The following is a 20,290-nucleotide window of genomic DNA, read 5'->3' on the forward strand; positions in this document are numbered from 1 at the left end:
GCGTGGGAACGATCATCGTCGTCATTTAAATCAAATGAGGTCCCATGCCCAACCGCCCAGCTCTCGACCCCGTCACCGCCCGCTGGTTGCCGTGGGTCGTCGCCATCGCCTTCTTCATGCAGTCCCTCGACGGGACCATCCTCAACACCGCCCTGCCGGCCATGGCCCTGGACCTGGCGGAAAACCCGCTGCGCATGCAAGGCGTGATCATCGCCTACATGCTCACCGTCGCTTTGCTGATCCCCGCCTCGGGCTGGATCGCCGACCGTTTCGGCACCAAGAAGATCTTCTTCGGCGCGATCCTGCTGTTCAGCATCGGCTCGTTGCTCTGCGCGTTGTCGAGCACCCTGACCATGCTGATCGGCGCCCGGATCATTCAAGGCTTGGGCGGTGCCTTGATGCTGCCGGTGGGCAGGCTGGTGGTGCTGCGGGCTTATCCGCGTTCAGAGCTGGTGCGGATCATGGGGTTCATCACCATTCCCGGTCTGCTCGGCCCGTTGCTCGGCCCGACCACCGGCGGCTGGATGGTGCAGTACCTGTCGTGGCACTGGATCTTTTTGATCAACCTGCCGGTCGGCGTGATCGGTTGCTACGCCGTGTGGAAATTCATCCCGGATTTGCGTGGCAGCGAACGCACCCGTTTCGATGGCCTCGGCTTTCTGCTGTTCGGCGCGGCGATGGTGCTGATCACCATCGCCATGGAAGGCCTCGGTGAATTGCACCTGCCGCACCTTCGCGTGATGTTGCTGTTGTTCGGCGGCATGGCGTGTCTGGCCGCCTATTGGCTGCGGGCCGGACACATCGATAATCCGCTGTTCGCGCCGTCGCTGTTCAAGACCCGGACGTTCGCCGTCGGTATTCTCGGCAACCTGTTTGCCCGTTTGGGCAGCGGCGCCCTGCCCTTTCTCGTGCCGTTACTGCTGCAAGTGGCGTTGGGGTATTCGCCTTCCCAGGCCGGGATGAGCATGTTGCCCTTGGCGGCGGCGGCGATGTTTGCCAAATCCGTGGCGCGACCGCTGATCGAACGCTTCGGTTATCGCATCATCCTGACCGGCAACACGTTGGCGCTGGGCATCATGCTGGCGGCCATGGGCCTGGTCAGCGAGCAAACGCCGTATTGGCTGCTGCTGGTGATGCTGGCGATTGCCGGCGCGATCAACTCCTTGCAGTTCACCGCGATGAACACCGTGACCCTGATCGACCTCGACGACGCCAGCGCCAGCAGCGGCAACAGCTTGCTGTCGGTGGTGGCGCAATTGTCCTTGAGCCTCGGTGTGGCGTGTGCCGGCGCCCTGCTCGGCGGTTTCACGGCGGAGGTTGGAAACGATGGCGTGGAGACGGTTTTGGGCGCGTTCCAACTGACCTTCGTGACCGTCGGCGTCATGGCGATGCTGGCCGCGACGATCTTCTCGCAACTCTCAAAGGAAGACGGACGGCGCGTCAAGCGTCCGGAAGAACACATCGAACCTTAGGGCCAACGGCCACGGGCCTGATACACTGCGCGACATTTTGTTTTGCAGGCCTGTCCCGTGACCACCATCGCCACCGCTTTTAATACTTTGCCGCTGTCCGCCGCCATGCTGGCTAACCTCGACTCTTTGGGTTATGCCGAGATGACGCCGATCCAGGCGCAAAGCTTGCCGGTGATCCTCAAAGGGATGGACCTGATCGCCCAAGCCAAGACCGGCAGCGGCAAGACGGCTGCCTTCGGCATCGGCCTGCTGAACCCGATCAATCCGCGCTTCTTCGGTTGCCAGGCGCTGATCATTTGCCCGACCCGCGAGCTGGCGGACCAGGTGGCCAAAGAAATTCGTCGTCTGGCCCGTGCCGAAGACAACATCAAGGTCCTGACCCTGTGCGGCGGCGTGTCCCTTGGCCCGCAGATCGGTTCCCTGGAGCACGGCGCGCACATCATCGTCGGCACCCCGGGCCGCATCCAGCAGCACCTGCGCAAAGGCTCGCTGATCCTGCATGGCCTGAACACCCTGATCCTCGACGAAGCCGATCGCATGCTGGACATGGGTTTCTACGATTCCATCGAAGAAATCATCGCCCAGACCCCGGAACGTCGCCAGACCCTGCTGTTCTCCGCCACCTATCCGACCGGCATCAAGCAGTTGGCCGCGAAGTTCATGCGCAACCCGCAGATCGTCAAGGCCGAAGCCTTCCACGACGACACGCAGATCGAGCAGCGCTTCTACGAAATCGCCCCGGATGAGCGCATGAGCGCGGTGACCAAAGTACTCGGCCACTTCCGCCCGGCATCCACCGTGGCCTTCTGCTTCACCAAGCAGCAAGTTCAGGAAACCGTTGATCACCTGACGTCCAAAGGCATTTCCGCCGTCGGCCTGCACGGCGATCTGGAACAGCGTGACCGCGATCAGGTACTGGCGATGTTCTCCAACCGCAGTACTTCGGTACTGGTCGCCACCGACGTCGCCGCTCGTGGCCTCGATATCGATGCGCTGGATATGGTGATCAACGTCGAACTGGCCCGCGATTCGGAAATCCACATTCACCGTGTTGGCCGTACCGGTCGCGCCGGTGAGAAAGGCATTGCAATCAGCCTGGTGGCGCCGTCCGAAGCCATCCGCGCCCAGGCCATCGAGAAACTGCAGCAGTCGCCGTTGAACTGGGACCAGATCGACAACCTCACCTCCCAGGGCGGCGCACCGCTGCTGCCGGTGATGAGCACCCTGTGCATCGGCGCTGGCCGTAAAGACAAGGTGCGTCCGGGCGACATTCTGGGTGCACTGACTGGCGATGCCGGCATTCCGGGCGCCCAGGTGGGCAAGATTGCGATCTTCGACTTCCAGGCGTATGTGGCGGTTGAGCGTGGCATCGCCAAACAGGCGTTGCAGCGCTTGAACGACGGCAAGATCAAGGGCCGCTCGTTGCGCGTGCGCATCCTCTGAACCTGATCGTTCCCACGCTCCGCGTGGGAATGCATCCCGTGACGCTCCGCGTCACATAACGGCGGACGCAGAGCGTCCATGGCGGCATTCCCACGCAGAGCGTGGGAACGATCATTGTGTGAGGACACCGTTTTGCGCTCTACCGAAGTCGTGATCATTGGCGCTGGCGCCGCAGGGTTGATGTGTGCGCTGACCGCCGCCGGGCGCGGGCGCAAGGTGATGTTGCTCGACCATGCCAACAAGGCCGGCAAGAAAATCCTGATGTCGGGCGGTGGCCGCTGCAATTTCACCAACATGTACACCGAACCTGGCAATTTCCTCTCGCAGAACGAACACTTCTGCAAATCCGCCCTGGCGCGCTACACCCAGTGGGACTTCATCGGCTTGGTCGCCAAACACGGCGTGCCGTACCACGAGAAAAAACTCGGCCAGTTGTTCTGCGATAACAAATCCAGCGACATCCTCGAAATGCTGCTCAACGAGTGCGATCAGGTCGGCGTCAGCCTGCACCTGGACACTTCGATCCAGACCATCGAGAAGCTCGAAAGCGGCTATCTGCTGGACACTACCCTCGGCCAAATCACCTGCGAATCCCTGGTGATCGCCACCGGCGGTCTGTCGATCCCGACCTTGGGCGCCACCGGTTTCGGTTATCAAGTGGCCAAGCAGTTCGGCCACGATTTGCTGCCAACCCGCGCCGGCCTGGTGCCGTTCACCATCACCGATCAGCTCAAAGAGTTGTGCACCGAACTGTCCGGTACCTCGGTGGACTGCCTGGTGAGCTGCAACGAGCAGAGTTTCCGCGAGAACATCCTGTTCACTCACCGCGGCCTCAGCGGCCCGGCGATTTTGCAGATTTCCTCGTTCTGGGAATCCGGCGACACGGTGGAAATCAACCTGATGCCGGACCACGATGTACCGAGTTGGCTGCAACAGCAGCAAGCCGAACGTCCAAACAGCGAGCTGAAAACCCTGCTGGGGGAAATCTTCACCAAGAAGATGGCCAATCTGCTGGCGGACAACTGGTTTGTCTCCAAACCGATGAAGCAGTACACCCACGCGGAAATCGCCGACATCGCCGAAAAACTGGCGAGCTGGAAAGTCGTCCCCGCCGGCACCGAAGGCTACCGCACCGCGGAAGTGACCCTGGGCGGCGTCGATACCCATGAAGTGTCGTCCAAAACCATGGAATCGCTGAAAAGCCCTGGGCTGTACTTCATCGGTGAAGTGCTCGACGTCACCGGGCACTTGGGCGGCTTCAACTTCCAGTGGGCGTGGGCTTCAGGTTACGCCGCTGCGCAATACGTCTGACACAACACAGCCCTCTGTAGGAGCAAAGCTTGCTCGCGATGGCGGTCTTAAAGTCGACATGGATGTTGAATGTACCGGCCTCTTCGCGGGCAAGCCTCGCTCCTACAGGTTTGCGTCGAACGCGATATTGCGCATGGCACGAACCTGTAGGAGCGAGGCTTGCCCGCGAAAGCGTCCGAATAGACAACACAGAACCATCAAGGGAACAGATTTTGCTGTCAGATGTGATCGGCGCCATTGCGTCGGCGTCATTACTGGCTCAATTTAGCGTCATCGCCTCGGAAGGCCCTCGCACTTCATGTCATCGACCCCATTTAGTCAGTCTCTACGTCGCCTCTGGGCGCTGGATAAATTCAGCTACAGCGTGCGGGTGTTCATCGCCCTGACCGGCAGCATGGCCGTTTGTTGGTATCAGGATGAAATGGGGCTGTTGATCCCGTTGTTCCTGGGCATTATCGCCAGCGCCCTGGCCGAGACCGACGACAGTTGGCAGGGCCGCCTCAACGCCCTGGCCGTGACGCTGGTGTGTTTCAGCGTCGCCGCGTTCTCCGTCGAATTGCTCTTCCCCTACCCCATCATCTTTATCATCGCCCTGGCGTTGGCCGCTTTCGGCCTGACCATGCTCGGGGCGCTGGGCGAACGCTATGGCGCGATTGCCTCGGCGACGCTGATCCTGTCGGTCTACACCATGATCGGCGTGGACCAGCGCGGCGGCGCGGTGACTGATTTCTGGCACGAGCCGGTGCTGCTGGTGGCCGGCGCGGCCTGGTACGGTTTGCTCTCGGTGCTGTGGCAGGCGCTGTTTTCCAACCAACCGGTGCAGCAGAGCCTGGCGCGGTTGTTCCGGGAATTGGGCTTGTACCTGAAACTCAAATCATCGCTGTTCGAGCCGATCCGGCAACTGGACGTGGAAGCGCGGCGCCTGGAACTGGCCCAGCAAAACGGTCGGGTGGTCGCCGCGCTGAACGTCGCCAAGGAAATCATCCTGCACCGGGTCGGCAACGGTCGCCCCGGCTCGAAGGTCAGCCGCTACCTGAAGCTGTACTTCCTCGCCCAGGACATCCACGAGCGCGCCAGTTCTTCGCACTACCCTTACAACGCCCTGGCTGACGCGTTCTTCCACAGCGACGTGATGTTCCGCTGCCAGCGCCTGTTGCGCCAGCAAGGCAAAGCCTGCCGCGCCCTGGCCGAATCGATCCAGATGCGCCAACCCTTCGTGTATGACGCCAGCTTCGCCGAAGCCCTGGGCGACCTGCACGCCTCCCTCGAACACCTGCGCATCCAGAGCAACCCGGCCTGGCGCGGACTGTTGCGTTCATTGCGCGCGTTGGCGGCCAACCTTGGCACGCTGGACCGTTTGCTCAGCGACGCGAGCAACCCCGACGCCCTCGCCGACGCCACCGACAGCAGCCTGCTCGACCGCTCGCCGCGCAACCTCAAGGATGTGTGGCTGCGCTTGCGCACGCAGCTGACGCCGACTTCGCTGCTGTTCCGCCACGCCCTGCGCTTGCCCCTGGCGTTGAGCATCGGCTACGGCATGGTGCATTTGATCCACCCGTCCCAGGGTTACTGGATCATCCTTACAACGCTGTTTGTCTGTCAGCCGAACTACGGCGCCACCCGACGCAAACTCGGCCAGCGGATCATCGGCACGGCCATCGGCCTGACCCTGGCCTGGGCGCTGTTCGATCTGTTCCCGAGTCCGCTGGTGCAATCATGCTTCGCCATCGCCGCCGGGGTGGTGTTCTTTATCAACCGCACCACGCGCTACACCCTGGCGACGGCGGCGATCACCTTGATGGTGCTGTTCTGCTTCAACCAGGTGGGGGACGGTTACGGGCTGTTCCTGCCGCGCCTGTTCGATACCTTGGTCGGCGGCCTGATCGCCGGGCTCGCGGTACTGCTCTTCCTGCCGGACTGGCAGGGTCGTCGCCTGAACAAAGTGCTGGCCAACACCCTGACCTGCAACAGCATTTACCTGCGTCAGATCATGCAGCAATACGCCGCCGGCAAAAGCGATGACCTGGCTTATCGCCTGGCCCGACGCAATGCGCACAACGCCGATGCGGCGCTGTCGACGACGCTGGCGAACATGCTGATGGAGCCGGGGCATTTCCGGAAGGAAGCGGACGTCGGTTTCCGCTTCCTGGTGCTGTCCCACACGTTGCTGAGCTACTTGTCAGGACTCGGCGCGCACCGCGAAACGCAATTGCCACCGGACGTGCGCGAGCATTTGATCGAAGGTGCCGGGGTGAGCCTGGCGGCCAGCATCGATGAAATCGCCCAGGGTCTGGCCAGCAAGCTGCCGATTGCGATTCAGAGCGATGCGGAAGAAGCGCTGGCCAATGATCTGGAACAGATGCCGGATGAGATTGATGAAGGGCAGCGGCTGGTGCAGACGCAGTTGGCGTTGATTTGCCGGCAGCTGGGGCCGTTGCGCACGTTGGCGGCGCATTTGATCAAGGATACGGGCGAGGTTTGAGATTTGCGGTGGCTGGGCGGGCCTCTTCGCGGGCAAGCCTTGCTCCTACACGGGTTGTGTCGTGCCGAAAATCACGGATTCACCCCAACCCACTTGCCGCTTGAAGCTCAAAACCTGCCGCTGCCCTACATCCCATGTTGCTTCATCAGCCGCTCATAACTCCCATCCGCCTTCATCGCCGCGATCTCCCGATCAAACCCCGCCACAATCTGCTCATGCGCCGGGTTCTTCAGGCTGACCAGAATGTGCAGGCTGTTTTCACTCAGCGGCTTGGGCAAGAACTCGACCGAGTTGCGCACCTTGGAGGACTCCCGGGCCAGGTAGTAGCGGGCCACGAACTCATCTTCCAGGGTCAGCTTGACCCGATCGGCCGCGAGCATGCGCACGGCCATGGCGAAGTTATGCACCGGGATTTTCTGCAGCGCCGCATCCTCATCGAATTCCGGCGAGTAGGCGTACCCGCGCACCACCGCGATCGGATAGGTGTGCAGTTGCTGCAGGTTGTTGTATTCGATGGGCGCGTCTTTGCGCTTGATGAAGCGCACGCGGTTGAGCAGATACTCATCGGAAAATTGGCCAAACTTGGTACGGTCGTCGTTGTACCAGGCGTTGACCAGCACGTCGTAGCGGCCCTCCCCTACGCCCAGCAAGGCTCGCGCCCAGGGCACTTGCTCGAAATCGCTGGCGTAGCCGGCCCGGGCCAGCGCGGTGCTGACGATGTCCGTGGCCAAGCCACCATTGACCAGCGTGGCATCGGTAAAGGGCGGCCAGGCATCGGCCACCAGACGCAACTTTTCCGCCGCCGCGTTCTGAGTCAGCAACAGCAATCCAATCAAAGCAAAAGCTCGATGCAATCGCGGCATGCTAGAAAATCCTTAGCGGGCGGGCTGCCCGACGTGTTTTTCAGCCAAACTCCAAGACTCAAATACCGACGTAGCGGTACTAAACCTTAGCTCATTCAAGCCACTGCACAGCGCTGACTTGCAGATTACACAAAGAAGACAACCCCGCGCGAAATGAATGATGGCATTTTGGCCTATGTCACAGATTTCTCCGCCATCGAGACATCTTTCTTCGGGACGCTTAGTATCGGGAGGACGTTGTTCAAGGAATGTGAAGATGACAATCGAGTGGGTCTGCAAACATCACAGCGATCTGGGTAAAGAGCAGCTGTACGCCATTTTGAAACTGCGCGCCGAGGTGTTTGTCGTCGAGCAGCGGTGCGCCTATCAGGACGTCGATGGCCAGGATCTGGAAGGTGACACTTGCCATTTGATGGGTTGGAACGGGGATACGCTGGTGGCGTACCTGCGTTTGCTCGACCCGGAATTGCAGGGCGGCGATGTGGTGATCGGTCGGGTGGTGACCGCGCCTGAAGGCCGGGGCCAGGGGTTGGGGCATGGAATGATGGAACAGGCGCTGAAGCAGGCTGAGAAGCGCTGGCCTGAGGTGCCGATTTATTTGTCGGCGCAGGCGCATTTGCAGGGGTATTACGGGCGGTATGGGTTTGTGGTGGCGGGTGAGGAATACCTGGAGGATGACATTCCGCATATCGGGATGCGGCGTTCTTGAGTCTTGTGCCTGGCTGGGAATCCACCCCTCACCCCAACCCTCTCCCCACAGGGGAGAGGGGGAAAGGGAGCCGATCTTCATGCTTTTCAAACTTGAGTTCGACTCGATATTTCAGGTCGATGTAACGGGAGAAAACGACTCGTTCGGCTCCCTCTCCCCTCTGGGGAGAGGGCTGGGGTGAGGGGTCGATCCAAAGCAAACCCGATAATCAGGGATATTCAAGCACCGCTTTAATCTGCCGCAAATTGCGCTCGATCCACCCCCGATCAATCGCCCCCCACTCGCGAATCCGATAATGCCCGGCATGGTTGCGCGCGCCGTCTTCCTGTTCGAACTCGCAAACGATATCCAGATCCGCCAGCGCCGCAATGGTGTCCTGGGCCGTGCGCCGGGGCATGCCGGTGACTTCGGTCAGGGTCGGGACGCTGCTGGCCAGCCCGCTATCGATCAAGTACGCCACGTACAACCGGCGGTAGAAGCTGCTTTTGGTCTTGCTGACGTCCATCCGGACACTCCTTATTGCATATCCCGCCACGTCAGATACACCCGCAGATCAAACTCCACCTGGTGATACCCCGGCAGCATGTGTTCGCACAGTTTGTAGAACGCCTTGTTGTGATCCGACTCTTTGAAATGCGCCAGCTCATGCACCACGATCATTTTCAGAAACTGCGACGGCGCTTCCTTGAACAGCGACGCCACGCGGATTTCTTTCTTGGCCTTGAGCTTGCCGCCCTGCACCCGGGAAATCGTGGTGTGCAGGCCGAGGGCGCGGTGGGTCAGGTCCAGGCGGTTATCGAACAACACCTTGTCGATGGCCGGGGCGTTACGCAGGTATTCCTGCTTCAGGTCCAAGGCGTAGGTGTACAACGCCTTGTCGCTTTGCACGCCATGCTTTTGCGGATAACGCTGTTCCAGGTAGTCGCCCAGCCGACCGTCGGCGATCAACTGGCGCACCTGGTCCTGCAACGCAGCGGGATAGGCCTGAAGGTATTTCAACGCGGTCATTGGGCGGGCAACATGCATCATGAAAAGGTCGCCAGTGTAGCGAATTCAGCGGGGCAGCGCGCTCCAGTCGAAAGGCTGAACAAACTCACCGGCATCCTCGGAGGTCATCGGTCGCGCCACCAAAAACCCCTGCACGTATTCACAGCCATTGGCCTGGAGCCAGTCATATTGCGCCACGGTTTCCACCCCTTCGGCGATGACCAGCAGGCCGTATTGCTTGCACAGATCGATAACGGTGCGTACCAGCGAGGCATCCCGGGAAGACTCCGGCAATCGCGCGATCAGATGCCGATCGAGTTTAAGCGTGTCCAGTTCCAGATCCCGCAGATGCGCCAACGAACACGGCCCCGAACCGAAATCATCCAGCGCCACCCGTACCCCCAGATTGCGCAGCAAGCGCAGTTGCTTGCGAGTTTCATCGGGGTTGATCATCAGCGCTTCTTCGGTGACCTCAACTTCTATCTGGCGCGGCTGCAACTCATGGCGTTCCAGGGTTTGCCGCAACTCAGTGACCAGGTTGGGCATGCCAAATTGCGTGCTGCTCAAACTCACCCCCAGCACCAAGTCCTCGGCAAACAAGGTATCCCAGGCTTTACGCTGCTTGGCACTGCGATGGTAAATCCAGCTGCCCAGGCGACTGATCAACCGCGCCTCCTCCAGCAACGGTAAAAACAGCCCCGGCGGCACATCGCCGACGCTCGGGTGCTGCCAGCGCAGCAACGCTTCAAAACCACGAATCTGCCCGCCATTGATCGCCACTTGTGGCTGATACACCAGATTGAAATCGCGATTCTCGATGGCGCTGCGCACACTTTCTTCGAGCATCAAACGCGAGCGCGCCCGGCCATTCATTTCGTGATCGTAAAAACGATATTGCTGACGTCCGGCGCGTTTGGCTTCGTACATCGCAATGTCGGACGCCCGCAGCAGCCCGTCGAGGTTGGAACCGCAATCCGGGTAAGTGGCGATGCCGATACTGGCGCCGAGGGCAATGTCCAGGCCTTCGATCTGCTGACAGATCGACACCCGCTCAATCAATTTCTCGGCAATCTTTGCCGCTTGCTCGGGGAATTCCAGGTCCAGCAGCGCCGTGAATTCATCACCGCCCATGCGCGCCAGAATGTCGAAGGGCCGCAGGCAGGCCTTCAACTGCTCGGACACCCAGCGCAGCACCCGGTCACCGGCATCGTGGCCGAGGGAGTCATTGACCCGTTTGAAACCATCCAGGTCCAGGTAGAGCAGCACCCAGGCGCTGTCGGAACGTTCGCCGCGCAGCAGCAGGTTTTCCACGGTCTGGTGGAAACCCCGGCGGTTGAGCAGCCCGGTCAGCGGATCGGTCACTGCCTGAAACTCCAGTTGCTGATGCAAGTGACGCACCACCGACATATCCAGCACCGTCACCACCATCGCGTGTTGCTCGGAAGGCAGCGGCGCGCAGGACAACGCCACTGGCACCTGTTGGCCCGGTGCTGTGCGCAACAGCGCATCGTGCAGGCGCAGGGTCTCGCCGCGTTTGTAGCCGTTAAAAAGGTCGGAATCGGCCCAGACCGGAATGTGCGGTTTTTGCAGGAAGTCCAGAAACTCCTTGCCCTGCAAGTCTTTGACCGTGGCATTGAGCAGCCGCGACATCGCCGGGTTGGCAAATCGAATCAGGCCGTCCTCACCCACCACCAGGATGCCTTCGGCGGCATTGTCGAGCACCGAGGCATTAAAGGCCCTGGCGACCTCCAGATCGTGGCTCAGGCGCTGCAGCGCACGGCGATTGCGCTGATGCTCCAGCAACGCCTGGACCTTGGGCTTGAGAATCTGCGGGTCGAAGGGTTTGAACAGATAATCCACCGCGCCACTGGCGTAGCCCTTGATCACGGCGTCCTGGGATTGTTCGTTGGCGGTCAGGAAAATAATCGGGGTCAGGCGGGTGCGCTGACTGCCGCGCATCAACCGCGCGACTTCAAAACCATCCATGCCCGGCATCTGCACGTCCAGCAGCACCAGGTCGATTTCGTGTTCAAGGAGCAAACTGAGGGCCTCGAAGCCCGAGGCGGCGGTCATGACCTGCCAATCCTGGCGCTGTAACAAGGCGCGCATGCTGATCAGGTTTTCAGGGTAATCATCGACGATCAATAGGACAGAGCTGCCTTCACTTGGCGTGGGTTGCGCGCATTCCATGCTGCTTCTCTTGTTCGGGGCGACAGGCCGGTTTCTCGTGAAAACCGGACAAATTCTACGCCTTCACTCTAGACCCGGATCCGGAAAAGCAGTAGGTGTCATCACGCCATCATTTAACCAAAGCGTCCATAAGCCGACTAACGGTCGGCTCTACAGCCCCCTGAAACCGGGAAGGATGGCTTTTTGACAGGATGTTGGCGTCAATCATCTGCCAGACGGGCATTAACAAAGAAGCCGACTACGCTTATAAAGACTGCCCTCCAAGGCCCGTGCTAGAGCTTCTGGCACGTGCGTGCAGCATGAATTCGTGGAAGCTTTGTCTATGATCGATCTCGCAACATGGAACCTCAGTGTTCCTGTCGGCAATCCGCCTTACACCGTTGAAACAGCCAAACTGGTGAAGGGTTTCAAGGACCAATACTTCCACTCCGATACCGGCACCCTGTTCTTCTGGTCCCCGGTCACCGGCTCCAAAACCGAAAACGCCAAATACCCCCGCACCGAACTTCGCGAAACCTACAGCAATGGCACCCTGCGCAACTGGCTCTACACCGATGCCGACAACTCCCTGCGCGCGACACTGGCGGTTAACCAGGTGCCGAGCTCCGGCAAAATCGTCATCGGCCAGATCCACGCCTATGAAAGTCAGAAACCGTTGATCAAGCTTGAATACCAATTCAAGACCAGCACCCAGACCGGCAACATCGTCGCCAAAGTGCGCATGCACCCCGACGACGGCGAAGGCCGGGTCATCACCATCGCCACCGGCGTGAAACTGGATCAGGAGTTTTCCTACCTCCTTCACCTGAGCCCTGGCGGACAACTGGGCATCAGCGCGGCGGGGTATCAGTGGGATTCGAACATCAGCGCGACATGGCGCGACAAGCCGCTGTATTTCAAGGCGGGCGTGTATGTGCAGGACCACACCGGGTATACGAGCGAAGGCGGAAAAGTGACGTTCAGCAAACTGGATATTGATCACGATAAGTGACCTTCCGCTCGTTCCCACGCGCAGCAAAGGAATGCAGCCCGGGACGCTCCGCGTTCCATTCAGAAGCCGAACGCAGAGCGTCCGAAGAGGCATTCCCACGCAGAGCGTGGGAACGATCTCAATCACTGTGCTTCCGAAAAATGCGTGGGAATAATGCCTTTATGGCGAGGGAGCTTGCTCCCGCCGGGCCGCGAAGCAGCCCCATCCACCTGCCAGCGCATTCCTACAGTTCCACTCCAGCACCCGGTTTCGCGGCGGCTGCGCCACCGAACGGGAGCAAGCTCCCTCGCCACAAGGGTTATGCGTTGTCCTACGGTGCGGTTGCAGCCATCAAAGTCGCCGCTTATAGTTCGCCCCGTCGCTGACAGCAGTCGGCGATAGGGTTTCGCAGCCCTACCGATACGTGTAACCGAGCATCATAAAAGCAACGACGATCGCATCAGCGCTCGTAGTCCGTTTTATGGTGGCTGTGTGTGGGAGACCTTCGGGTCTGCCGGGTTCCTCGTATCCTCGGTCTGCGAACCCGCACACAGCTACCACCCAACTCGTTTCGCAGCGAACGGAAGTAGCTCTTCTTTTAGATTCGAGGAGTTTTACTTATGACAATTAACAACCCACCGCGCCGCTTCACCCCCATGTCCCAATTCGCCACCGACTACCCCGTCCTCCTAATCGACAGCGACGCCCCGATCCGCGAATTGCACAACTGCGTCAGCGAACGCCTCAACGCCGTCGTCAAATACCTCAACCTCATGGCCTGCACCAGCCTGCCGGACTACGCCGAAAACGACATCAACACCGTCACCAACATCGCCTTGATCCTGCTCCGGGATGTGCATGACGTGTTTAAGGTGATTGAGCAGCGTGGGTTTGATATGCCAAAGGGCTAATGCCTCATTCCACGTCAAAACCCGCCGTCGGGCGGGTTCTGGCGGTCTGAAAATGCTCAACAAAAGAAAAACTGGAGTTATTTTTTTGACCAACCAACAACAACTCCTTATTTGCGCCACCTGCCACTCCAACCCTCTTCACGCCTTACTCTTACTCTGCAAACTCAAAGTTAAATGCCCCAACCAGCATCGCTGGTCCTTTTTTATTTTCATTTTTGTAGGCTACAAAACTACCGTGAAAACCGCTTGGATCGATCCCCGCCAGGAATAAATATCCAGCTTCAGCCTGCCAATATCCTTCCGAAAATCTATAATCAGCGATTATCTTTATATCATCGTGCGGCAGCTCATACCTACCGATCGGCAAGAACTTACTAAAACCAAATATAATATCGTCATGAAAAAATTGAACCTCTTCGTCTGGAACATATTGATAAGCATGAACATCCAGGCGGTATTCTTCGGGAGCATTGAGATAAGTACCAACTAACCGCTTATCCTCAAAAGGCTCGTACTTCGCAACGAATTCGCGCTCACCGGGATGGCTCTCCTCCATACGCAATGTTGCAGTCAACTTACCTCCGATCAAGGCACGAGTCACATTGTTAGACGACATATAACACCTCCATTAATTTTTAGAAAAGGGGACAGATTTATTTATCCATCCTCCTTGCCCCTAACCGTAAACAAGCCACCCTCACAAAACACCTGTAAGAAATAACAGTTTGCAATACAGTTTTGCGATAACAGAACTATTGGCTATGACTAAAATCCTTACAACAGACGGCTTTGATTATTTTTTGCCTCCTCTGCTTCGGTTCGGTTCGGTTCGGTTCGGTTCGGTACACATTACCTATCGCGACAATCTTCCAGCCATTAAAAAACCCGCACAACGGCAGGGTTTTATTAGCGCGTTTTTTATTCCAACTATTCTGGAAGCGATTAAATACCTCTGTCCGCTTTTTCCGTCACACTTTTCCTTTCCGACCAGCATCAACGACTCATTCCTTGAATTCCCTGAACGCAAATCTTCCCTCTACTGCAAAGACATCTTCCTCAAAGAGCTTGAATTCCCCCACTGGAAACTCCCCACCCTCTGACAAACGAAACGTACCGCTGGCATGCGTATCACCGGCAATATGATCAATCTGCAAACTCGCTGTAACGGAGTCATCATTTTTGTTTAGCGTGTAGGTCTTTCCAACTTCAAAATCAATTTTAAACTTGAGCCCCATATAATACGAGTGCCCGTCTAGCTCTCTATACTTCGGATTAATATGAAAGTATCCGGCCTCATTAGACAAAAGACCCTTCCCATCTAGGTTCAACGTGTGCTCACCATATTTTGGATGTTTGAATACGATTACCAAATCATCGGAACTACTGACGCTATCTTTAATTTCCATTTTTTCATCCAGCAAGTGATTACAGAAAAGGGGACGGATTTATTTATGCATCCTCCTTGCCCCTAACCATAATCAAACACTCCCCACAAAACACCTGTAAGAAATAACAGTTCACAATACAATTTCGCGATAACAGAGCGGCAGGTTATGACATAAAATCTTACGACACTTCCATCAGGTTATTTTTTTTGCCGCTCTGCTACGCTTCCCGAAACATACATGGAAGTAGGTGGCTATATGCCTAGAACAGCACGCATCGTATTACCCAATTATCCGCATCACGTCGTGCAGCGCGGTCACAACAAGCAAGTGGTCTTCGCTGCAGCAAACGACTTCGAACACTACCTGGCTGACTTACAAGAACTCAAAACCGCCTTCGATGTGAAGGTGTATGCATTTTGCCTAATGACTAATCATGTCCACTTGTTACTCGCGCCCGGTGACTCTGCGAGTGGACTCGGACAGTTGATGAAAAGCTTGGCGGGCCGGATGACGCGGCGCCGGAACAAACTGGAGGGTCGTTCGGGCACGCTGTGGGAAAGCCGCTACAAATCCAGCGTCGTACAAACCGATACCTACTTGCTGGCCTGTAGCCGATACATCGAACTCAACCCGATGCGAGCGAAGATTGTGCAACGTGCGCCAGACTACCCTTGGTCGAGCCTGCACTTACGCTTCAATGAATCTCCTGTGGATAACTGGCTGGATGAAAGTCCTGCACTTAATGAATTGGGCACTACCCCCACCGAACGCCTCGCGCGCTACGCTTCCTTCATGGAGCAGGAGATTCCTTCATCAGAACTGCAATTGCTTAGAGGGGCGCTTCAACGCGGACAACTCACTGGCAATGCGAGATTTACCGATGAGATTGAGGAGATTACCGGATTGCGAATAACACAACGAATGCGAGGCAGGCCAACTAAATAGACTGGATACTTTGAAGAGGGGATAGATTAAATAAATCTGTCCCCTTTTTTTATATTCTTTAGTTTTTACAACCATAACAAAAAGCTCTTAAAAACTGTCATATCTTACAGGTGCCGATAAAGCTGACGCTATCTACCATTGAACATGCAGCAAGTAAAAGTGAAAAAGACACAGATAATTAATTCTGTCCCTTCCCCCCCTAAACTTCACTCAGGATGAACACCATGACGGAATATAACCAAGCTGAATCATTCAAAGGGGTAGCTTACGTATCTGGCAGCAATCCAGAAGCGTTTATGTGCTTCCAAAACTTCAAAATTAGCAGCTACTACACTGGCAATCCAGCCGCAGCATCATCCGTACCAAGCGCAGATCTTGTCGACGTGAGCAACTTGTTCGTAAACTCCTGCGTTGGAGTTAAGGTTGCGTATTTTTTATTCAAAAGAATAGCGAGTGACCCCGATCCAGAGGCGATTAATGCCTATCATATTCAATGCTGTAACGGTCCGTATACAGGTGAATACCTAAGTACCGATCTAAGCAGTGGGAAAATCTCCACGAGTAAAGAACCTAAATATTTCTTCAGACTGCAGCATAACAGGGTAGATATCGATGCTAGCACGTCAACAGATGACGGCAATGACGTAAATCTGGTTGCTTGGTACGGGAGGGTTGAATTAGGTGCCCGAGCGAATGTGGATTATACCAATCAATATACAGCTGAAGTTAATATTAAACAAAGCGCACAGGGGATAGCTGCATTCAAATTGCGTTACACGAAGAAAAATACACTAGATATCAACTAAACCCCATGTGATTAATAGCAGCAAACAAACCTACCTAATGGCGGGTTTGTTTATGGGAACAAAGGGGGCAGATTTATTTAATCCGCCCTTTAATCCCCAAAAAGAAACCCGCCTCTCGGCGGGTTTCTTTTCAACGCTGTTTAACGCCCAGGCTTAGTTAACCTTCGCGTTCAACTCACCTTTGAGGTAACGCTGATACATAGAAAAGGGGACAGATTTATTTACCCGTCCTCCTTGCCCCTAACCGTAAACAAGCCGCCCTCACAAAACACCTGTAAGAAATAACAGTTTGCAATACAGTTTTGCGATTACAGAGCTATTGGCTATGACTAAAATCCTTACAACAGACGGCTTTGATTATTTTTTTGCCTCCTCTGCTTCGGTTCGGTTCGGTACACATTAACTATCGCGATAATCTTTCAGCCATTAAAAAACCCGCACGACGGCGGGTTTTTATTAGCGCGTTTTTTATTCCGACTCTTTTGGAAGCGTGAAAGGCGCAGGCCCTTTCGAGTTTTTGAACGTGCCCTGCGCCGCCCCTGAATCAACAGGTTGCTTCTGCGGACTTGCTGGTTTGTTTGTATCTTCAGGTTGTGCTTTTCGTGTACTCATCATTGCGCACCTCTTCAGGTTAAATAAATCTGTCCCCTTTTAATTTATCTATTTTACATCGCAGCTGTGGTCATCTGCCGACTTCTTTTTACAGATATCAAACACTGATTTTGAATGTAAACCGTCATTATGATAAGCGGGCCGACTCGAATAGTAAGCAAACGTCGACATACTTATACCGGACACACCTAAAAGCAGAAGCAATGCAATTGAATACTTTTTCATAACCCACCTCGGAGAAAAAGGAGAAACAAGGGGACGGATTTATTTATTCATCCTCCCGGCACCTCAACGTAAACAAAACACCTCCACAAAGCACCTGTAAGAAATAACAGTTCGCAATACAGTTTTGCGATAACAAAGCAATGGGTTATGACTCAAAATAGTACAACACACCGCGTTGATTATTTTTTTGCTCCCTCTTCTACGCTTCCCGAAACATACATGGAAGTAGGTGGCTATATGCCTAGAACAGCACGCATCGTATTACCCAATTATCCGCATCACGTCGTGCAGCGCGGTCACAACAAGCAAGTGGTCTTCGCTGCAGCAAACGACTTCGAACACGATTAAATAAATCTGTCCCCTTTTATTTAACGCGGACAACTTACTGGCAATGCGAGATTTACCGATGAGATTGAGGCGATTACCGGATTGCGAATAACACAACGAACACGAGGCAGGCCAGCTAAATAGACTGGATAATTTTGAAGAGGGGATAGATTAAATAAATCTGTCCCCTTTTATTGCCCTAAAGAAAAAAAAGGAACATATTTATTTAATACCTATTTTTTAGCTTTTATAGCTATAACAAAACATTCTTAAAAACTGTCATTTCTTACAGATGCCAATAAAGCTGACGCTTTCTAGCATTGAACACGTAACAAACAGGAATAGAAAAATACAGACTACTAAATTCGTCCCCTTTTTCATTTCTCTCTGCCTAAAACCATACAGGAGTCAACATCATGCCTGGAAGTTACCGTTGGACTGCACCATCCATCTTGCATCCGGTAGGGTGTCAATGCCGTGCGGATGCAAACTATGTTTTTTGCGGATGCAATGGCCTGGGCGGTTATTTTTCTGGACCTTTGAATCCGACACAATACATCCAAGATCTAGCCGCAGCCGGATCTCAGCGTATTGCAGCGGAAAACAAGGCTAAGGAAGATGCTGCTGCACTAGCTGGCCGAGAACGCGAAACATATATGCAATCACCAAACTACACCGATGACTTAACACTCCTAGTCAACCTTGAATACCGACCTGATAACTATGAAAGCATCGTCAACAATCCAGACTCAGTAAAACTTTATGCAAATAAAGCAAGAGTTCTACACGAACGATACTTTGGAGCTACTATAACTTGGCGGGAATTAGTATAAAAAGTAGAGGCACAGGGGAGAAAAGCGGACAGATTACTTAATTTACCCTTTAATAAATCCAACAAAAAACCCGCCTCTCGGCGGGTTTCTTTTCAACGCTGTTTAACGCCCTGGCTTAATTAACCTTAGCGTTCAACTCACCCTTCAAATACCGCTGATACATCGCTTCCAACGAGATCGGCTTGATCTTCGAAGCATTACCCGCAGTACCAAACGCTTCATAACGAGCAATACACACATCACGCATTGCCGTCACGGTCGCGCCGAAGAACTTGCGCGGGTCGAATTCGCTAGGGTTGGTAGCCATCAGGCGACGCATCGCACCGGTGGATGCCAGACGCAGGTCGGTGTCGATGTTGACCTTGCGCACGCCGTGCTTGATGCCTTCGACGATTTCTTCAACCGGCACGCCGTAGGTTTCTTTGATGTCGCCGCCGTACTGGTTGATGATCGCCAGCCAGTCTTGTGGCACGGAGGACGAGCCGTGCATCACCAGGTGGGTGTTCGGGATGCGTTTGTGGATTTCTTTGATGCGGTCGATGGCCAGCACGTCGCCGGTAGGTGGCTTGGTGAATTTGTAGGCGCCGTGGCTGGTGCCGATGGCGATGGCCAGGGCGTCGACCTGAGTGCGTTTGACGAAGTCAGCGGCTTCTTCCGGGTCGGTGAGCATTTGGCTGTGATCCAGAACGCCTTCGGCGCCGATGCCGTCTTCTTCACCGGCCATGCCGGTTTCCAGGGAACCCAGGCAGCCCAGCTCGCCTTCTACCGAAACGCCGCAGGCGTGAGCCATGGCCACGGTTTGTTGGGTCACGCGGATGTTGTAGTCGTAGTCGGTCGGGGTTTTGCCGTCTTCACCCAGGGAACCGTCCATCATCACCGAGCTGAAGCCCAGTTGGATGGAGCGCTGGCAGACGTCAGGGCTGGTGCCGTGGTCCTGGTGCATGCACACCGGGATGTGCGGGAATTCTTCGATTGCCGCGAGGATCAGGTGACGCAGGAACGGGGCGCCTGCGTATTTGCGAGCACCGGCCGAAGCCTGGACGATCACCGGGGAGTCAGTCTTGTCAGCGGCTTCCATGATGGCGCGCATCTGCTCAAGGTTGTTGACGTTGAAGGCTGGAACGCCGTAGCCGAATTCGGCTGCGTGGTCCAACATCTGGCGCATGCTGATAAGTGCCATTGTGTGTGTCTCTCCCGGTTTGGGTCGTTAATCGTGCCAGCCTGCCGTAGCGGCGGCGGCTATTCAAGTTATTGCAGATCGGGGGTTGGTCCGGTCCGCTCATTCGGTGTTGCCTAAATCTCTACGAGCCATCGATTACCTGTAGAAGCGAAGCTTGCTCGCGAAAGCGGTTTAACGGCCAACACAGGTGTTGAATGTGCTGGCCTCTTCGCGAGCAAGCTTTGCTCCTACGGGTTTGGCGCGAGCCATCAATTACTGCGCTTTACAACCGCGGCCAATCAAATCATTGGTGGCGACCCAGTACACCAGGCCTTCCTCACCTTTTACGTGAAACGCCAGCATGTCGTTGCTGTACAGCGATCCTTCGGCGCCCGGTTCAAGCTTCAAGCGGTAGACCTGATCGGCCCCGCCGAGGCGCACGTCGACTTCCTTGCGGCTGTCGTCGGTGTAGCGCCAGAGCACTTTCGCCTGGCTGTCGCAGGTCCAGGTGGTCCAGTTGTCCGTCGGCGCCGACGTGTTGAACAGGTTGAAATTCGAGCAACCTGCCAGCAGTGCCAACGCCATGACGGCGATAAAACCTTTCATCCGTGTTCCTCGACCGACGGCGCACGCCGCCGGCCTTGAGTAAAGAGTCAG

General features: G+C 55.9%; 18 protein-coding genes and 2 pseudogenes. 11 read left to right on the forward strand and 9 right to left on the reverse strand.

What is annotated here, in order from left to right:
- The first annotated feature begins 44 nt into the window (after window positions 1-44).
- The 4 genes from mdtD (at window position 45) to yccS (ending at window position 6,708) form a co-directional block, all read left to right on the forward strand.
- A complete protein-coding gene (mdtD, locus tag BK667_RS29055) occupies window positions 45-1,472 on the forward strand; it encodes a multidrug transporter subunit MdtD (RefSeq protein ID WP_123599629.1) in 1,428 nt (475 codons plus the stop codon).
- 57 nt (window positions 1,473-1,529) lie between these two features.
- On the forward strand, window positions 1,530-2,915 hold the full coding sequence (dbpA, locus tag BK667_RS29060; protein ID WP_123513237.1) for an ATP-dependent RNA helicase DbpA: 1,386 nt from the start codon (window positions 1,530-1,532) through the stop codon (window positions 2,913-2,915).
- A 132-nt stretch (window positions 2,916-3,047) separates the two neighbouring features.
- Window positions 3,048-4,226: a BaiN/RdsA family NAD(P)/FAD-dependent oxidoreductase gene (locus tag BK667_RS29065; RefSeq protein WP_123599630.1), complete on the forward strand. Its 1,179-nt coding sequence runs from the start codon at window positions 3,048-3,050 to the stop codon at window positions 4,224-4,226.
- Between the two features lie 298 nt (window positions 4,227-4,524).
- Complete coding sequence (gene yccS / locus BK667_RS29070; RefSeq protein ID WP_123599631.1) at window positions 4,525-6,708, forward strand: YccS family putative transporter; 2,184 nt, start codon at window positions 4,525-4,527, stop codon at window positions 6,706-6,708.
- A 125-nt stretch (window positions 6,709-6,833) separates the two neighbouring features.
- On the opposite strand, the gene BK667_RS29075 is transcribed toward yccS, so the two are convergent.
- Entirely contained in the window at window positions 6,834-7,571 is a 738-nt protein-coding gene (locus BK667_RS29075) for a substrate-binding periplasmic protein (RefSeq protein WP_123513243.1), read from the reverse strand.
- Window positions 7,572-7,827: 256 nt separating this feature from the next.
- Between BK667_RS29075 and BK667_RS29080 the strand changes: the two genes are divergently transcribed.
- On the forward strand, window positions 7,828-8,280 hold the full coding sequence (locus BK667_RS29080) for a GNAT family N-acetyltransferase (protein WP_123599632.1): 453 nt from the start codon (window positions 7,828-7,830) through the stop codon (window positions 8,278-8,280).
- Between the two features lie 208 nt (window positions 8,281-8,488).
- On the opposite strand, the gene BK667_RS29085 is transcribed toward BK667_RS29080, so the two are convergent.
- Genes BK667_RS29085 through BK667_RS29095 form a run of 3 tightly spaced genes read right to left on the reverse strand, consistent with a single transcriptional unit; the run spans window position 8,489 to window position 11,457 of the window.
- Window positions 8,489-8,785, reverse strand: coding sequence for a winged helix-turn-helix domain-containing protein (locus BK667_RS29085; protein ID WP_123513248.1), 297 nt, complete (start codon window positions 8,783-8,785; stop codon window positions 8,489-8,491).
- 11 nt (window positions 8,786-8,796) lie between these two features.
- Window positions 8,797-9,288 carry a M48 metallopeptidase family protein gene (locus BK667_RS29090; RefSeq protein ID WP_123513250.1) on the reverse strand — a complete coding sequence of 164 codons (492 nt, stop codon included), beginning with the start codon at window positions 9,286-9,288 and terminating at the stop codon, window positions 8,797-8,799.
- Window positions 9,289-9,333: 45 nt separating this feature from the next.
- On the reverse strand, window positions 9,334-11,457 hold the full coding sequence (locus tag BK667_RS29095; RefSeq protein WP_123513252.1) for a putative bifunctional diguanylate cyclase/phosphodiesterase: 2,124 nt from the start codon (window positions 11,455-11,457) through the stop codon (window positions 9,334-9,336).
- A gap of 322 nt (window positions 11,458-11,779) precedes the next feature.
- On the opposite strand from BK667_RS29095, the gene BK667_RS29100 reads away from it, so the two are divergent.
- Both BK667_RS29100 and BK667_RS29115 read left to right on the forward strand, forming a co-directional pair.
- Window positions 11,780-12,448, forward strand: a complete 669-nt coding sequence (locus BK667_RS29100) for a polysaccharide lyase family 7 protein (protein WP_123513254.1) — start codon at window positions 11,780-11,782, stop codon at window positions 12,446-12,448.
- 599 nt (window positions 12,449-13,047) lie between these two features.
- Entirely contained in the window at window positions 13,048-13,338 is a 291-nt protein-coding gene (locus BK667_RS29115; RefSeq protein ID WP_123599635.1) for a fructose-bisphosphate aldolase, read from the forward strand.
- A gap of 151 nt (window positions 13,339-13,489) precedes the next feature.
- On the opposite strand, the gene BK667_RS29120 is transcribed toward BK667_RS29115, so the two are convergent.
- Window positions 13,490-13,954, reverse strand: coding sequence for a hypothetical protein (locus tag BK667_RS29120; RefSeq protein ID WP_123599636.1), 465 nt, complete (start codon window positions 13,952-13,954; stop codon window positions 13,490-13,492).
- Between the two features lie 385 nt (window positions 13,955-14,339).
- Complete coding sequence (locus BK667_RS29125; protein WP_123513259.1) at window positions 14,340-14,744, reverse strand: hypothetical protein; 405 nt, start codon at window positions 14,742-14,744, stop codon at window positions 14,340-14,342.
- A 237-nt stretch (window positions 14,745-14,981) separates the two neighbouring features.
- Between BK667_RS29125 and BK667_RS29130 the strand changes: the two genes are divergently transcribed.
- Together BK667_RS29130 and BK667_RS33160 are read left to right on the forward strand one after the other, a co-directional pair.
- On the forward strand, window positions 14,982-15,671 hold the full coding sequence (locus BK667_RS29130; RefSeq protein WP_123599637.1) for a transposase: 690 nt from the start codon (window positions 14,982-14,984) through the stop codon (window positions 15,669-15,671).
- 224 nt (window positions 15,672-15,895) lie between these two features.
- The gene (locus BK667_RS33160; RefSeq protein ID WP_123514775.1) at window positions 15,896-16,477 is read left to right on the forward strand and encodes a hypothetical protein; all 582 of its coding nucleotides are present in this window, start codon (window positions 15,896-15,898) and stop codon (window positions 16,475-16,477) included.
- A 153-nt stretch (window positions 16,478-16,630) separates the two neighbouring features.
- Here BK667_RS33160 and BK667_RS34095 read toward each other — a convergent pair.
- Window positions 16,631-16,717, reverse strand: a pseudogene (locus BK667_RS34095) (class II fructose-bisphosphate aldolase); the annotation flags it as partial.
- Window positions 16,718-17,551: 834 nt separating this feature from the next.
- On the opposite strand from BK667_RS34095, the pseudogene BK667_RS33750 reads away from it, so the two are divergent.
- Together BK667_RS33750 and BK667_RS33165 are read left to right on the forward strand one after the other, a co-directional pair.
- Window positions 17,552-17,653: pseudogene (locus BK667_RS33750) on the forward strand (transposase); the annotation flags it as partial.
- A gap of 404 nt (window positions 17,654-18,057) precedes the next feature.
- Window positions 18,058-18,474, forward strand: coding sequence for a hypothetical protein (locus BK667_RS33165; protein ID WP_148060171.1), 417 nt, complete (start codon window positions 18,058-18,060; stop codon window positions 18,472-18,474).
- A 115-nt stretch (window positions 18,475-18,589) separates the two neighbouring features.
- Here the strand turns inward: BK667_RS33165 and fba are convergent, their stop codons facing one another.
- Window positions 18,590-19,654 (reverse strand): class II fructose-bisphosphate aldolase, encoded by a 1,065-nt coding sequence (fba, locus tag BK667_RS29140; protein WP_054044249.1) that lies wholly within the window; start codon window positions 19,652-19,654, stop codon window positions 18,590-18,592.
- A 252-nt stretch (window positions 19,655-19,906) separates the two neighbouring features.
- Window positions 19,907-20,239, reverse strand: coding sequence for an MliC family protein (locus BK667_RS29145; RefSeq protein WP_123514773.1), 333 nt, complete (start codon window positions 20,237-20,239; stop codon window positions 19,907-19,909).
- Window positions 20,240-20,290: the final 51 nt, after the last annotated feature.

Source organism: Pseudomonas frederiksbergensis, from assembly GCF_003732705.1.
GTDB classification, from domain to species: Bacteria; Pseudomonadota; Gammaproteobacteria; order Pseudomonadales; family Pseudomonadaceae; genus Aquipseudomonas; species Aquipseudomonas frederiksbergensis_F.